Consider the following 14,497-nt stretch of genomic DNA (forward strand, 5'->3'; position numbering starts at 1 on the left):
TTGGTGCATCTCACGGGCCTTTCTCATTCCAGGAACGGCTCCGGATCGTCGCAGCGCACTCGCAGGCTGGGCAGTGTTGCCCGGTCTCCCCCGGCCGCGAGCTTACGCCGCCGGGTGGCGGCGACGATCACTTCGGCACGCAGGACGGCGGCGACGGCGCCGCCGTCAGCGTAGTCGAAGCGCAGGATGGCACGCACCCCGTCGTCGGTGTCGGTCGGGCCCAGGACATCCGTGCGGCCGATCTGCGTCGCCTTCGCCACCGCATCCGCCACCACATCGGCCGAGCCAGTGAGCGTGGCGACCCGCACGGCCGGCGGGAACCGCAACCGGCGCCGGTCCTGCAGCTCAGAGGCGGCGTAGTCCGGCAGCCGCCAGGTGGCCAGGGCGGAGGCCAGCGCGCCGCCGACCCCTACCAGCACGCACGGTGCGCTGATCGCGGCCAGGGCGATGGCGTTCGACCACCAGCGCAGGCAGTCTTCGCCGACCCTGAGGCTCTCCCTGGCGACCATGTTCTCGCCGTCGAGCAGCAGCACCGCCCGGTAGCCGCCCGGGGCGATCGGCTCCGCCCCACGAGTGGCGACGATCAGGGCCGGTTCGGCGTCGACGCTGCGAACCGGGTGGTCGCCGTCGGCGAGGATCACCCTGACGCCGGGAAACGCGCGACCCAGGTCTTCCGCGGTGCGGGCGGTTCCCTGACCCACCAGTCGGAGGTCGGTGCCCTCGCACACCGGACAGCGCCACTGTGCAGCGATTGCTCCGCACCAGCGGCAGGTCGGGCGGGAGTGGGCGCTTTTCATGGTCAGAGGGCCCGAGCAGCGGGCGCAGCGGGCGTCCTGGTGGCAGGATGCGCACACCAGCTTCGGGGCGTACCCGGGCCGGGCGACCTGAACGAGCACCGGACCGAATTCGAGGGCCGCCTTCGCTTCCCGCCACGCGGTCGAAGGTATGCGGGCCCGCTGCGCCGGCGCATCCGAGGACTGTCCGGCGGTGGGGATGACCCTGGGCGAGTACGCCCGCCTGGGCCCGATGGGCTGCAGCCAGCGCAGCGTGACGAGGCGTTGCACCTCCACGCTGCGGGAATGGGCGAGGAACACGAGGGCGCAGTGCTGCTGCTGGGTGCGCACCAGTGCGGCGTCCCGCGTGTGCACGTAGGGGGCCAGTGGCTCGGCGTGCAGCGGATCGCCGTCGTCCCAGACGCCGATCAAGGCGAGCTGCCGAGCCGGCGCGTAGATCACTGAGCGGTTACCGACGATCACCCTGGGCGTGTCCCCCAGGCAGGCCAACATCCCGCGGTAGCGGTCCGGATTCGACTGGCGGGCATCGAGCCTCACGATGGCCTCGGCGGGCAGCACCGCCTCCAGCGCCGCGACCAGCTGGTCCTGGTCACGGTAGTCCGGCACGGCGAGGATCACCGAACCGTGGCCGAGTGCCCTGGTCGCCAGCGCGGCGAGAGTCACCGCCCAGTGGCCGACCCAGGGTCCGTCCGGCAGACCGGCCAGCAGCGGCAGCGCCTCGACCGCCAGTCGCCCGCCATCAGCGATGGCCGCATCGAACACCGCGGTGTCGTAATCGGGCAGGTCGATGGGATGCACCGGGAAGGCGGTATCGTCCGGATGCTCCAGCCAGGCCTTCTCCACCCGCACCTGCCGTTTGGGCACCGCCAGGCGCAGCACGTCGCTGGCGCCGCCCGCCGCGCGGTCGGCCACGCTGCGCGCCAGGGCCCAGACCTCGGGAGCCAGAACCGGCACCGGGGAGACCACGCTGTCGAGCTCGCTGAGAACGCCGGAATACTCTGCTTCCTGGGCCACGTCGATGAGAAATCCGTCGGCCAGCCGGCCGGCCGAGCGCAGCGGCACACGCACCCGCACTCCGGGCATCGCCTCCTGCGCAAACTGCGGCGGGATGCGGTAGTCGAACAGGCGGTCGAGCTGTGGCAGCGGCGAGTCGAGCAGCACCCGTGCGATGGATGCCGCCGGCATGCTAGAGACCCACTGCGCTTCGGAGCGCATCCACTCGGTCGAGTCGCTCCCAGGTGAAGTTCGGCAGTTCGCGCCCGAAATGCCCGTAGGTAGCCGTCGCCGCGTAGATCGGCCGAAGCAGGTCGAGGTCGCGGATGATCGCGCCCGGCCGCAAGTCGAACACGTCGCGGATGGCGCCGATGATGGCCTCGTCGCCCACATGGCCGGTGCCGAAACTTTCAACGTACAGACCGACGGGCGCCGCTTTGCCGATGGCGTACGCGACCTGCACTTCGAGCCGGTCGGCCAGGCCCGCGGCGACCGCGTTCTTGGCGACCCAGCGCATCGCGTACGCGGCGGACCGGTCCACCTTGGACGGATCCTTGCCAGAGAACGCGCCGCCGCCGTGACGGGCGGCTCCGCCATAGGTGTCGACGATGATCTTGCGCCCGGTGAGCCCGGCGTCGCCCTGCGGTCCGCCGATCTCAAACCGGCCGGTCGGGTTGATCAGGATGCGCGCCTGGGAGCTGTCCAAGCCCGCGTCCTCGAGCACCGGGCCGATCACCAGTTCGGTGACTTCGGTGTTCAGTTGCGCGTTGGTTACCGACGGCGAATGCTGGGTCGACAACACGACGGTGTCGACGGTGCGCGGCACGGAGCCGTCGTAGCCGACGGTGACCTGGGTCTTGCCGTCCGGGCGCAGGTAGGTGAGCAGTCCGCTCTTGCGCACCTGTGCCAGCCGTTCGGCGAGCCGGTGGGCTAGCCAGATCGGCAGCGGCATGAACTGCGCTGTCTCGGTGGTGGCGAAGCCGAACATGATGCCCTGGTCACCGGCACCCTGCCGGGCCCATTCGTCGGTGTCGGTGCCCTCGCGGGCTTCCAACGCGGTGTTGACGCCCCGAGCAATGTCCGGCGACTGGGCGCCGATCGACACGGAGACCCCGCAGGAGGCGCCATCGAACCCCACCTCAGATGAGTGGTAGCCGATGTCGATGATGCGTTCGCGCACGAGGGTGGGGATGTCGACGTAGCCGGACGTGGTGACCTCGCCGACGATGTGTACGAGTCCGGTGGTGACCACCGTCTCAACCGCGACGCGGCTCTGCGGATCTTCGGCGAGCAGCGCATCTAGGATGCTGTCGGAGATCTGGTCGCAGATCTTGTCCGGATGACCTTCGGTCACCGACTCGCTGGTGAACAGACGCAAAGGTGCACTCATAGACGCCCTATCGGATGGCGGAGAACGATCAGGAAATCAGATCGAGGATGCGATCAGCGACGATGGTTTTGTCGCCTGATGCCTCCATCACTATATCGCCGGTGTCGTTCACCACGGTGACCGAGTTTGTCTCGGAACCGAACGTTTCGGTCCAGCCGACACGGTTGATGACAAGGTAGTCGCAGCCTTTGCTGGCGATCTTCGCTCGGCCGATCGCCAGCAGCGCATCATGGTCGGGTTCGGTCTCCGCCGCAAAGCCGATCAGTATCTGACCGGCCGGGCGGCTCTTCACCAGCGCCATCAGAACGTCGGGGTTCCTGACGAGTTCGAGCGTGAGCCGGTCTCCGGTGACGTCCTTCTTGATCTTGTCATCCGACACCGCTTCCGGCCGGTAGTCGGCGACTGCGGCGGCCATGATGACGGCGTCGGCCACGCGGGATTCGCGCCTGGCCGCCTCGTCGAGTTCGAGCGCGGTCCCGACCTTCACAACGGTGATCGAGTTGGGCACCGGCACTTCGAGGTTGGCGGCCAGTAACGTGACGTCGGCTCCGCGGGCGGCGGCAGCCAGCGCGATCGCGACGCCCTGCCTGCCGCTGGAGCGGTTGCCGACAAAGCGCACCGGGTCGAGCGGTTCCCTGGTGCCGCCGGCGGTGACCAGGATGGTGTGTCCTGCGAGATCTTTCACCGTGATGGCGGCCAGCGCTGCCGCCACGATTTCGTCGGGCTCGGCCATCCTGCCTGGACCGGAGTCGTCGCCGGTGAGCTGGCCGTTGCCTGGGCCCACGGTGATCACCCCGCGGCTGCGCAGCAGCGCCACGTTGGAAACGGTGGCAGCGTTGTGCCACATCTCGGTGTGCATGGCCGGTGCAACGATGAGCGGCGCCCGGCTGGCGAGAATGGTGTTCCCGAGCAGGTCGTCGGCCAGTCCCGCGGCGATCTTCGCGAGGAAGTCGGCGGTTGCCGGGGCGACCACGATGAGGTCCGCTGACTGGCCGATGGCCACGTGCCGTACCTGGGCGACGCCCTCGTAGAGGTCGGTGTGCACCGGGTTTCGGCTGATCGCTTCGAGGGTGGGCTTACCGACGAACCGCAGTGCCGCCTCGGTCGCCACCACTTGCACGTCGTGACCGTCGAGGACGAACGCCCGAATGACGGCAACGGCCTTATAGGCGGCGATTCCGCCCGTCACGCCGACGACTATGTTCACGGGTGCGCCGGGTCTGAGCGCTACTCGGCCAGAGCAGTCTCGGCCAGCGGTGTGACGACCAGCTTGTCCTCGTTGATCTCGCGCATGGCGACCGAGAGCGGCTTGTCGTCGATGGTCGAGTCCACCAGCGGTCCGACGTTGTCGAACAGGCTGCCCTCGTGAAGATCGGCGTAGTAGTCGTTGATCTGACGGGCGCGCTTGGAGGCGAAAATCACCAGCGCATACTTGGAGTCGACCTTGGACAGCAACTCGTCGATGGGCGGGTCGATGATGCCCTTGGCGCGTTCTACCATTGTGCGAAACTCCGTCTTCATATACCTGGCTCTGCTTCTATCGACATCAAGTCTACGACCTCGCGTGCCGCCTCCTGCACTTCGCGGTTGACCACCCGGTAGTCAAACTCATACTGGGCCGCCAATTCGGCCTTCGCGGTGACCAGTCGCCTGGCCTGTTCCGCGCTGTCCTCCGTGCCGCGGCCGATGAGCCGGCGGACCAGTTCTTCCCAGCTCGGCGGCAGCAGGAACACGAGCGTGGCCTCCGGCATGGCGCGTTTCACCGACCGGGCGCCCTGCAGGTCGATTTCCAGCAGAACGCTCTTGCCCTGCTCCAGGGCGGCCGCGATCGGTGCCCTCGGGGTGCCGTAGCGGTAGGCGTTGTGCACGGTGGCCCACTCGAGCATCTCCCCTTCCGCGATCATCCGGTCGAATTCGACGTCGTCGACGAAGTAGTAGTTCACACCGTCGGTCTCGCCGGGACGGGGGGCTCTCGTGGTGGCGGATACCGACAGCAATACGTTCGGGTGGTGTTCGCGGATGTATGTGGAGACGGCGCCCTTGCCGACGGCGGTGGGGCCGGCCAGGACGACCAGCCGGGACGGCGGGCGTTCCGGTGCACGGTGTTCGCGTTGCGCCAGCCAGTCACGTAGTCGTCGGCGCTGGAGCATCCCGAGGCCGCCGATGCGTTTCGAGTCTGCGATGGCCAGCCGTGCCATCACTGCGGCGGCGCGGGTGGGTCCAAGTCCCGGAATGCTAGTGAGGAACTCGCGGACCCGAAGCCTGGCCGCGGCCGAGTCAGGGTCGTTCCAGGCGATATCGACGACATCGACGGGGCTGAGCACTCGGGATGCGATGGATGCTTTGACGGCAGCCCTGGCGCGGCGTGCCGCAACGGCGGCGCGGGAGGCGGCGATCCGGTCGACCTGTGGTGGAGTTACGCCAGACATCGGGCTGCCTCGCTCACGTGCTCGTCGATGGCAGCGGTCAAAGCGCCGGGTCCTGCGGCGAGGATACTGCGGGAGACGCTGAGTACGGTGACCGGGCTGGCGCTGCGGAAGTGTGAACGCACTTGGTCGAAGCGCGCCCCTTGATGGCCGAAGCCTGGCGCGAGTACCGACGTGGCGGGTGAGCCAACCAAGCGGTCCGGGTCGATCCCATAGCCGGCCAGGTCGAGGGTGGCCCCGAGCACGACGCCCAGGTCGCCGATGGGACTGGCAACGGTCGCGTTGCGTTGCATCACCTCGTTGACAATACCGCCTGCCAGGGTCTGTGTGGTCTGCTCCCCGTTCGCCACCACGGCGGTCTGTCCGGCCAACCCCTCGGGGTTGGAGGTGGCCGCGAGCACGTACAAACCCTTGCCGTGTCGGCGCGCCAGGGCGATCACCGGGTCGAGTGAACCGACGCCAAGGTAAGGATTGACGGTGAGCGCAGCGGCCTCGAGCGGGGAGCCTGGGGTGAGCCAGGCGGCGCCGTAGGCCTCGGCGCTGCTTCCCACGTCGCCGCGTTTGGCATCGGCGATCACCAGCAGGCCGGCCGCACGGGCGGCACCCAGGACGGCCTCGAGTGCCGCGAAACCTGCGGCGCCGTGACGCTCGAAGAACGCCACCTGCGGCTTGACGATGCCGACCCGGCCGGCGCAGGCATCGACGACGCGCAGACCGAACTCGCGCACGCCGGATGCGGTGTCAGGCACGGCCCACTGGGTGAGCAACCAGGGATGCGGGTCGATGCCGACGCACAACTGCCCCCAGGCGGCGAAGGTGGCCGCCAGGCGTTCGCCGAACCCGGGGGCAGACGTCACTGTGCTTGCTCCAACTCCTGGGCCTGCTCCGACTCCTGGGCCTGCTCCGACTCCTGGGCCTGCTCCGAGTCCTGGGCCTGCTCCGACTCGTGCGCCTGCTCCTCCTGCGCCTGCTGGGTTTCCTCCACCCGCGCCTGCTCGACTTGGGTCTGCTCCAACCGGGCCGCTCGATCCAGTGCATAGTTCTGCAGGGACCTCACGGTGAACGGCTCGCGGATGGCTTCAACGGAGGCGACCGCGGCACCGAGCTGGGCGATGGTGGTGAACAGCGGCTTGTCGGCGGCCACGGTGGCCGTGCGAATCTGGTAGCCGTCAGCCCGCGCGGTTCTGCCACTCGGGGTGTTGATCACGATGTCCACCTCCCCCGCGTTGATGAGATCGACGATCGACGGTTCACCGGACTCCGGCGCCGTCACGCTGTACTTGCGTACCACGCGCGCCTCGATCCCGTTGCGGGCCAAGATCTCCGCGGTGCCCTCGGTCGCCAGGATGGTGAATCCAAGCTGCTGAAGTCGCAGCGCCGGCAGGACTATGGCGCGCTTGTCGCTGTCGGCGACGGAGACGAACACGGTGCCGGTGGAGGGCAGCCCGCCGTAGGCGGCGACCTGGCTCTTGGCGAACGCCTTCGGGAACGCGGCGTCGATGCCCATCACCTCGCCCGTAGAGCGCATCTCCGGCCCGAGCACGGAGTCGACGATGCGTCCTTCCTTGGTGCGGAACCGTTTGAACGGCAGTACCGCCTCTTTCACCGAAATCGGCGCATCCATCGGAACCACCGAACCGTCGTGCCGCGGCAGCAGGCCGGACTGGACCAGTTCACGGATGCCGGTGCCCACCATGATCTGCGCCGCCGCTTTCGCGAGCGGGATGCCGAGCGCCTTGGAGACGAACGGCACCGTGCGGGAGGCGCGCGGGTTGGCCTCCAGAACATAGAGCACGCCGGCGCCGACGGCGAACTGCACGTTGAGCAGCCCGCGCACCCCGACGCCTTCGGCGATCGCCAGGGTGGCACTGCGCACCTGGTCGATCACGTCGTGGCCGAGGGTCACCGGCGGCAGGGTGCACGAGGAGTCTCCGGAGTGGATGCCGGCCTCCTCGATGTGCTCCATGATGCCGCCGATGTACAGTTCGGTGCCGTCGTAGAGGGCGTCGACGTCTATCTCCACGGCGTCGTCGATGAACCGGTCGACCAACAGCGGCGAGTCCGGCGAAATGATCGCCATGCCGGCGACCCGGTCGAAGTACGTCGCCATCGACTCGCTGTCGTAGACGATTTCCATGCCGCGACCACCGAGCACGTAGGACGGGCGCACCAGCACCGGGTAGCCGATGCCTTCGGCCACTGTGATCGCGGTGGTGACGTCGGTGGCCGTGCCGTTACGGGGGGCCCGCAGTCCGGCGGCGTCGAGGATGCGCGAGAAGGCGCCCCGCTCTTCTGCCAGGTCGATCGCCTCCGGACTGGTACCGAGGATCGGGATCCCTGCGGACTTGAGGCCCTTGGCCAGGCCCAGCGCGGTCTGGCCGCCCAGCTGCACGATGACGCCGACCAGTTCTCCGCTCTGCGCCTCCGCGTGGAGCACTTCGAGCACGTCCTCCAGCGTGAGCGGCTCGAAGTACAGCCGGTCCGAGGTGTCGTAGTCGGTGGACACGGTCTCGGGGTTGCAGTTGATCATGATCGTTTCGAAGCCCGCCGCGGACAGCGCGAACGAGGCGTGCACGCAGGAGTAGTCGAACTCGACGCCCTGGCCGATCCGGTTCGGGCCGGAACCGAGGATCACCACCTTCTTTCGATCGCTCGGGGCCACCTCGGTCTCCTGGTCGTAGCTGGAGTAGTGGTACGGGGTGAGAGCCGGGAACTCTCCGGCGCAGGTGTCCACCGTTTTGAACACCGGCCGGATGCCGAGCACATAGCGCAGCGCCGTGACATCGACCTCCGCGACGCCACGAAGTTGCGCGATCTGGCTGTCGCTGAAACCGTGCCGTTTGGCCAATCGCAGCACGGCAGCGTCGAGCTCGTCGGCGGTCGCCACCGCGGCGGCGACCTCGTTGATGAGTACGATCTGGTCGAGGAACCATGGGTCGATCTTGGTGGCCTCGAACGCCTCCTCCACGGTGGCACCCAGTCGCAGCGCCTGCTGAACGGTAACGATGCGTCCGTCGGTGGGGATGGCGGCCAGCGTGAGCAGTTCCTCCTTGGTGGCCGGTTGGTCGCCCCAGTGGAATGAGGAACCGCGCTTCTCAAGCGAACGCAGCGCCTTCTGCAGTGCGGTGGTGTAGTTGCGGCCGATCGCCATCACCTCGCCGACCGATTTCATCGTCGTGGTCAGTTCGGTGTCCGCCTCGGGGAACTTCTCGAATGCGAATCGGGGCACCTTGACGACGACGTAGTCCAGTGTCGGTTCGAACGACGATGGGGTGACGCGGGTGATGTCGTTCGGAATCTCGTCCAACCGATAGCCGATCGCCAGCTTGGCGGCAATTTTGGCGATCGGGAACCCGGTGGCCTTACTGGCCAGGGCACTGGAGCGCGACACCCTGGGATTCATCTCGATGACGATGATGCGGCCGTCGGAGGGTTCCACGGCGAATTGGATGTTGCATCCGCCGGTCTCCACGCCCACCAGCCGGATGATCTCGATGCCGATGTCGCGCAGCTGCTGGTATTCCCGGTCGGTGAGGGTGAGCGCCGGGGCGACGGTGATCGAGTCGCCGGTGTGCACGCCGACCGGGTCGACGTTTTCTATCGAGCAGACAACAACGGTGTTGTTCGCGTTGTCGCGCATGATCTCGAGCTCGTACTCCTTCCAGCCGAGAATGGATTCTTCCAGCAGCACTTCGGTGGTCGGGCTCTGGTGCAGGCCGTTGCCGACCATCCGGATGAGCTCTGCCTCGGTGTGCGCGAAGCCGCTGCCGAGACCGCCCATGGTGAAGGAGGGGCGGATCACCATCGGGTAGCCGAGGTCTTCGGCGAAGCCGAGCGCTTCCTCCACCGTGTGGGCGATGTGGGAGCGCGCCACTTCGGCACCGGCCTGGATCACCAGGTCTTTGAACTTCTGGCGGTCCTCACCTCTTTGGATCGCCTCGAAGCTGGCGCCGATGAGTTCGACGTCGTACTTCTCCAGCACCCCGTGCTCGAACAGCTGGGTCGCCGCGTTCAGTGCGGTCTGGCCGCCCAGGGTCGGCAGGATGGCATCCGGCCGCTCTAGGGCGATGATCGATTCGATGACCTCCCAGGTGATCGGCTCGACGTAGGTGGCGTCCGCGAAGTCCGGGTCGGTCATGATCGTGGCCGGGTTGGAGTTGATCAGGATCACCCTGATGCCCTCTTCGCGCAGCACGCGGCAGGCCTGGGTGCCTGAGTAGTCGAACTCGCAGGCCTGGCCGATGACGATCGGACCGGAGCCGATGACGAGGACGCTGTGGATGTCGTCGCGTTTGGGCATCAGTTGCCTTCCCCTGGATTGTCGCTGGTGGGATTCTCGGACCGGGTCTTTCGGCGCTCCAGCACCATGTCCCGGAATCGGTCGAAGAGGTAGTTGGCGTCGTGCGGGCCGGCGGCGGCCTCCGGGTGATACTGCACCGAGAAAGCCGGGATGTCCAGCGCGTTCAGGCCTTCGACCACCGAGTCGTTGAGGTCGTAATGGCTCACCTCGACGCGCCCGAACCCGGCTGGCGAGTCGAACACGCCCTGCAGCGGCGCCTCGACCGCGAAACCGTGATTGTGGGAGGTGATCTCCACTCGTCCGGTGGCCTTGTCCAGCACCGGCTGGTTGATCCCGCGATGTCCGAAGGGCAATTTGTAGGTGCCGAGGCCCAGTGCCCGGCCGAGCAGCTGGTTGCCGAAGCAGATGCCGAAGAACGGGGTGCCATCGCGGAGCACCTCTTGCAGCAGGTCGACGTGGTCGTCGGAGGCGCCGGGGTCGCCCGGCCCGTTTGAGTAGAACACCGCATCCGGAGCCAGTTCGCGGAGCTGCTCGATGGTGATGCTTTCGGGCACCACCTGCACGTCCAGGCCGCGTGCGGCCAGATAGTGCAGGGTCGAGGCCTTCACGCCGAGGTCGACGACGGCGACGGACCCGATCCTCTCCCCCTCCGCCGCAAGGGAGTACGTCTGCGTGGCGGAGACGACCGAGGACAAATTGGCTCCGGCCATCGGCGCGGACTCGCGAATCATGGTGAGCTGGTTGGAGTCGCCGAGCGCCGCGTCATCGCCGGAGAAGATACCGGCGCGCATCACTCCCACGGAGCGCAGTCGGCGTGTCACCGCTCTGGTGTCGATGCCGCTGATGCCCACGATGCCCTGTGAGGTGAGCGAGTCTTCGAGGCTGCCCTGAGCGCGGTAGTTCGACACCACCCTGGAGGGGTCGCGCACGATGAATCCGGCAACCCAGATGCGGTCAGACTCCCGGTCTTCGACGTTCACGCCGGTGTTGCCGATGTGCGGGGCGGTCATCAGCACGATCTGGCCCGCGTAGGACGGGTCGGTGAGGGTCTCCTGGTATCCGGTCATCCCGGTCGCGAACACTGCCTCGCCCAGGGTGTGCCCACGGGCGCCGTAGGCCTGCCCTTCGTAGCGGGAGCCGTCCTCCAACACCAATACCGCTGCCATAGATTGCGCCAATTCCGTCACTGTGCCTCACTTCCGCTGTTTGTTGCGATGCGTCCCTCGATCGCCTGAAGAAAATCGGTCGGGTTCTCCGGTTCGACGATGCGGAGGTAGGTGTCCACCGCGACATCGTTGTCGCCTCGAAGCATCCAGTTCACGACGACGAGGCCACCGGACTCCACGGCGCGATCAATCGTCCAAGTCGCCCGGCCGACGCCGATGAGGTCGGCCGAGGGGATGAAGGCGTCCGAACCTCCCGCGATCGAGAGCGCGACACCGCGTTCGGTGACGAGTACGCCGGCCTGGCCGGGGAAGCCCAGTCCGGAGACAGCGATTCGCTCCAGCGGCTGGGCGGCGAGCGTCGTGGCGACATACAGGCAGTCGCAGCGCAGAATCTCGGTGCCGAGCGCGGCCGGTGCCGTCTGCGGATGCGGGAGCGTGGCCTGGCGTTTCTGGCGTCCGCGCCAACCCCAGTACATGCCGAGGAGCGCGAGCACCGTCAGGATCGCGATGATGATGACCGGTAGTGCCCTATCCACGCTGTGCTCCTGTTCTGCGCCGTGCCTCTGCATTGGCTGCGACGGTATCGGCTTCGAGGAGCTTCCCATCGAGCACCGTCGGATAGCCGTGGTGGACGGTGGCCATCACCCTGCCTGGCAGGGTCACCCCGAGAAACGGAGAGTTGATTCCCTTGCCGTGCAACCTGGTGTGGTCGAAGAGAAAGCTTCCGCGCGGGTCATAAAGAGTGAACTCTGTCGCCCCTTCAACGATACCGGAGTCGTAGCCTGCGAGTCCGCCGATGCTGGCCGGCTCCCTGGACAGTACCCGGGCGACATCCGACCAGCCGATAATTCCAGTGTCGACGACGGCGGATTGCACGACCGACAGTGCGGACTCCAGACCGACCATGCCGAACGCGGCAGCGTCCCACTCACACTCCTTCGCCTCCTGCGGATGCGGGGCGTGGTCGGTGGCGACGATGTCGATGGTGCCGTCGGCGAGTCCGGCGCGCAGTGCGTGCACATCTTCATCGGTACGCAGCGGCGGGTTGACTTTGAACCGGCCGTCGTAGCCGCGCACCAGTTCCTCGGTGAGCAGCAGGTGATGCGGGGTCACCTCGGCGGTCACCGCGATGCCGCGGGCCTTCGCCCAGCGGATGACGTCGACGGCGCCGGCCGTGGAGACGTGGCAGACGTGCAGGCGCGCGCCGACGTGGTGGGCCAGCAGCACGTCGCGCGCGATGATCGATTCTTCGGCGACGGCCGGCCAGCCAGCCAGCCCGAGGTCGGCCGAGACGGTGCCTTCGTTCATCTGTGCGCCGTCGGTGAGTGACGGTTCCTGGGCATGCTGCGCTACGACGCCGCCGAATGTCTTCACGTATTCGAGCGCCCGGCGCATAAGCAGGGCATCCGAAACGCACTTGCCGTCGTCCGAGAACACGCGCACCGCGGCGCGACTGTCTGCCATCGCACCGATTTCGGCCAACCGCCGGCCCTCGAGGCCCATGGTGACGGCGCCGACCGGTCGCACAGTGACGTATCCGGCCGCAGCGCCGCGGGAAGCCACCTGCTCCACGACGCCGGCGTTGTCGGCGACCGGGGACGTATTGGCCATCGCATGCACGGCGGTGAAGCCGCCGATCGCAGCGGCGCGGGAACCGCTGAGCACGGTCTCGCTGTGCTCGAAGCCCGGCTCACGCAGGTGAGTGTGCAGATCGACCAGGCCAGGCAGCGCGAGCAGGCCATCTGCGTCGATGACACGTGCGCCGGTCGCGGAGAGTGCGGTTCCCAGTTCGGTGATCCTGCCACCCGAGACGAGGATGTCGGTGCGAGATCCGTCGACGAGAGTCGCCGCTCGAACGATGAGGTCCTGGCTGTTTCGCCCGTCGGTCATGCTGCCCCCTGCCGTTCACCGGAGAGCAAGAGGTACAGCACCGCCATTCTCAGCGAAACTCCGCCTGCCACCTGTTCGCGTACTGTCGACCGCTGCGAATCGGCGGCACTCGCGGAAATCTCCAGGCCCCGGTTCATCGGCCCTGGATGCATGACCATGGTATCGCCGGCCATCCGGGAGAGGCGTTCGTCGTCGAGTCCCCACTGCCTGGAGTATTCCCTGGCATTGGGGAAGAAGGCTGCGTGCATCCGCTCGGATTGGATACGCAGCATCATGAGCACGTCAAGGTTCTTGCCGATCGCGTCGTCGAGGCTGAAGCCCACCGTGACGGGCCACTGCTCGGTGTGCTGAGGTAGCAGGGTGGCCGGAGCGACCAAGTGCACGCTGGCGCCGAGAGTCGTGAGCAGCCAGATATTGGACCTGGCGACCCGGGAGTGCACGATGTCACCGGCGATGGCAACACGCACTCCGTCGAGGGCCTTCCCGCGGGCCGCGGTGCCGTGCAGACGCCGGCGGATGGTGAACGCGTCGATGAGCGCCTGGGTCGGATGCTCGTGGGTGCCATCTCCGGCGTTGACGATACCGGCGTCGATCCAGCCGCTGTCGGCGAGCACCTGGGGTGCTCCGGAGGCGGAGTGGCGCATCACCACCGCGTCGGCACCCATGGCGGCGAGGGTCTGCGCGGTGTCTTTGAGGCTCTCGCCCTTGGACACACTGGAACCCTTGGCGCTGAAGTTGATCACGTCGGCGCTGAGGCGCTTGGCGGCGACTTCGAACGAGATTCGAGTTCGCGTTGAGTCTTCGTAGAACAGGTTGACAACGCTCTTGCCGCGCAGGGTGGGGAGCTTCTTGACCTCGCGCTGGGCGACATCCGCCATGTCTTCCGCGACATCGAGAATGTGCACCGCGTTCTCACGGGTCAGTGTTCGTGTGGAGAGCAGGTGTCTCATGGCTCGATCGTCACCTCGTCGTTGTCGTCGATCTCGCTCACGCGAACGTTGACACGTTCCGCCACAGAGGTCGGCAGGTTCTTGCCGACGAAATCGGCACGGATCGGAAGCTGCCGGTGACCGCGGTCGATGAGCACGGCCAGACGCACCGCGCGGGGCCGACCGAGGTCAGCGAGGGCATCCAGGGCGGCGCGGATCGTGCGACCCGAGTAGAGCACGTCATCGACGAGCACCACTGTTTTGCCGTCGATGCCGCCCTCGGGCAGCCGGGTCGGGGCCGTGGCGCGGGTGGGGTTCCGCGCCAGATCGTCGCGGTACATCGTGACGTCGAGGGACCCCACGGAGGCACCCGGCTCAATGCCGGCGAGGGTGCTGCCGATACGGTCGGCGAGAAACACGCCTCGTGTCGGGATGCCGAGAAGGACGAGACCGGATGCGCCGCGATTCGACTCGAGGATCTCGTGTGAGATCCGAGTCAATGCGCGCGTGATATCAGAGTGCTGCAGAATTACGCGTGCAGTCATCCTGACCTCCTTCCCCGTCTCTCTGGGCGGAATTCAAGGATGTCCAATGTCTCCACTATATCGC

General features: G+C 67.2%; 11 protein-coding genes and 1 pseudogene. All 12 read right to left on the reverse strand.

Annotated features, from left to right (window positions below):
* Nucleotides 1-23: 23 nt before the first annotated feature.
* The 12 genes and pseudogenes from ABFX56_RS00575 to pyrR all read right to left on the reverse strand — a co-directional run bounded on the left by ABFX56_RS00575 (nt 24) and on the right by pyrR (nt 14,433).
* On the reverse strand, nt 24-1,979 hold the full coding sequence (locus ABFX56_RS00575; protein ID WP_346231340.1) for a primosomal protein N' family DNA-binding protein: 1,956 nt from the start codon (nt 1,977-1,979) through the stop codon (nt 24-26).
* A gap of 1 nt (nt 1,980) precedes the next feature.
* A complete protein-coding gene (metK, locus tag ABFX56_RS00580) occupies nt 1,981-3,177 on the reverse strand; it encodes a methionine adenosyltransferase (RefSeq protein WP_346231341.1) in 1,197 nt (398 codons plus the stop codon).
* 28 nt (nt 3,178-3,205) lie between these two features.
* Nucleotides 3,206-4,384 (reverse strand): bifunctional phosphopantothenoylcysteine decarboxylase/phosphopantothenate--cysteine ligase CoaBC, encoded by a 1,179-nt coding sequence (gene coaBC, locus ABFX56_RS00585; RefSeq protein ID WP_346231342.1) that lies wholly within the window; start codon nt 4,382-4,384, stop codon nt 3,206-3,208.
* 20 nt (nt 4,385-4,404) lie between these two features.
* The gene (gene rpoZ, locus ABFX56_RS00590; protein WP_346231343.1) at nt 4,405-4,677 is read right to left on the reverse strand and encodes a DNA-directed RNA polymerase subunit omega; all 273 of its coding nucleotides are present in this window, start codon (nt 4,675-4,677) and stop codon (nt 4,405-4,407) included.
* Nucleotides 4,678-4,694: 17 nt separating this feature from the next.
* Nucleotides 4,695-5,606, reverse strand: coding sequence for a guanylate kinase (gmk, locus tag ABFX56_RS00595; protein ID WP_346231344.1), 912 nt, complete (start codon nt 5,604-5,606; stop codon nt 4,695-4,697).
* Entirely contained in the window at nt 5,594-6,460 is an 867-nt protein-coding gene (gene pyrF / locus ABFX56_RS00600) for an orotidine-5'-phosphate decarboxylase (protein ID WP_346231345.1), read from the reverse strand. The genes gmk and pyrF overlap by 13 nt, the downstream gene beginning before the upstream one ends.
* A 158-nt stretch (nt 6,461-6,618) precedes the next feature.
* A pseudogene (gene carB, locus ABFX56_RS00605) lies at nt 6,619-9,903 on the reverse strand (carbamoyl-phosphate synthase large subunit); the annotation flags it as partial.
* Nucleotides 9,903-11,090 carry a glutamine-hydrolyzing carbamoyl-phosphate synthase small subunit gene (gene carA, locus ABFX56_RS00610; protein ID WP_428834377.1) on the reverse strand — a complete coding sequence of 396 codons (1,188 nt, stop codon included), beginning with the start codon at nt 11,088-11,090 and terminating at the stop codon, nt 9,903-9,905. The gene carA and the pseudogene carB, both read right to left, overlap by 1 nt.
* A complete protein-coding gene (locus ABFX56_RS00615) occupies nt 11,087-11,605 on the reverse strand; it encodes a PH-like domain-containing protein (protein ID WP_346231346.1) in 519 nt (172 codons plus the stop codon). Before ABFX56_RS00615 ends, carA begins: the two co-directional genes overlap by 4 nt.
* Complete coding sequence (locus ABFX56_RS00620) at nt 11,598-12,959, reverse strand: dihydroorotase (protein WP_346231347.1); 1,362 nt, start codon at nt 12,957-12,959, stop codon at nt 11,598-11,600. Before ABFX56_RS00620 ends, ABFX56_RS00615 begins: the two co-directional genes overlap by 8 nt.
* The gene (locus ABFX56_RS00625) at nt 12,956-13,909 is read right to left on the reverse strand and encodes an aspartate carbamoyltransferase catalytic subunit (RefSeq protein ID WP_346231348.1); all 954 of its coding nucleotides are present in this window, start codon (nt 13,907-13,909) and stop codon (nt 12,956-12,958) included. The genes ABFX56_RS00620 and ABFX56_RS00625 overlap by 4 nt, the downstream gene beginning before the upstream one ends.
* Nucleotides 13,906-14,433: a bifunctional pyr operon transcriptional regulator/uracil phosphoribosyltransferase PyrR gene (gene pyrR, locus ABFX56_RS00630; RefSeq protein WP_346231349.1), complete on the reverse strand. Its 528-nt coding sequence runs from the start codon at nt 14,431-14,433 to the stop codon at nt 13,906-13,908. Before pyrR ends, ABFX56_RS00625 begins: the two co-directional genes overlap by 4 nt.
* Nucleotides 14,434-14,497: the final 64 nt, after the last annotated feature.

The sequence above is a fragment of the Parafrigoribacterium mesophilum genome (genome assembly GCF_039652555.1).
GTDB lineage: Bacteria > Actinomycetota > Actinomycetes > Actinomycetales > Microbacteriaceae > Parafrigoribacterium > Parafrigoribacterium mesophilum.

Bases quoted from the DNA above. Each gene is read 5' to 3' on its own strand.
- ABFX56_RS00575 (WP_346231340.1), bottom strand. From the start codon at position 1,979: ATGCCGGCGGCATCCATCGCACGGGTGCTGCTCGACTCGCCGCTGCCA.
- metK (WP_346231341.1), bottom strand. From the start codon at position 3,177: ATGAGTGCACCTTTGCGTCTGTTCACCAGCGAGTCGGTGACCGAAGGT.
- rpoZ (WP_346231343.1), bottom strand. From the start codon at position 4,677: ATGGTAGAACGCGCCAAGGGCATCATCGACCCGCCCATCGACGAGTTG.
- gmk (WP_346231344.1), bottom strand. From the start codon at position 5,606: ATGTCTGGCGTAACTCCACCACAGGTCGACCGGATCGCCGCCTCCCGC.
- ABFX56_RS00620 (WP_346231347.1), bottom strand. From the start codon at position 12,959: ATGACCGACGGGCGAAACAGCCAGGACCTCATCGTTCGAGCGGCGACT.
- ABFX56_RS00625 (WP_346231348.1), bottom strand. From the start codon at position 13,909: ATGAGACACCTGCTCTCCACACGAACACTGACCCGTGAGAACGCGGTG.
- pyrR (WP_346231349.1), bottom strand. From the start codon at position 14,433: ATGACTGCACGCGTAATTCTGCAGCACTCTGATATCACGCGCGCATTG.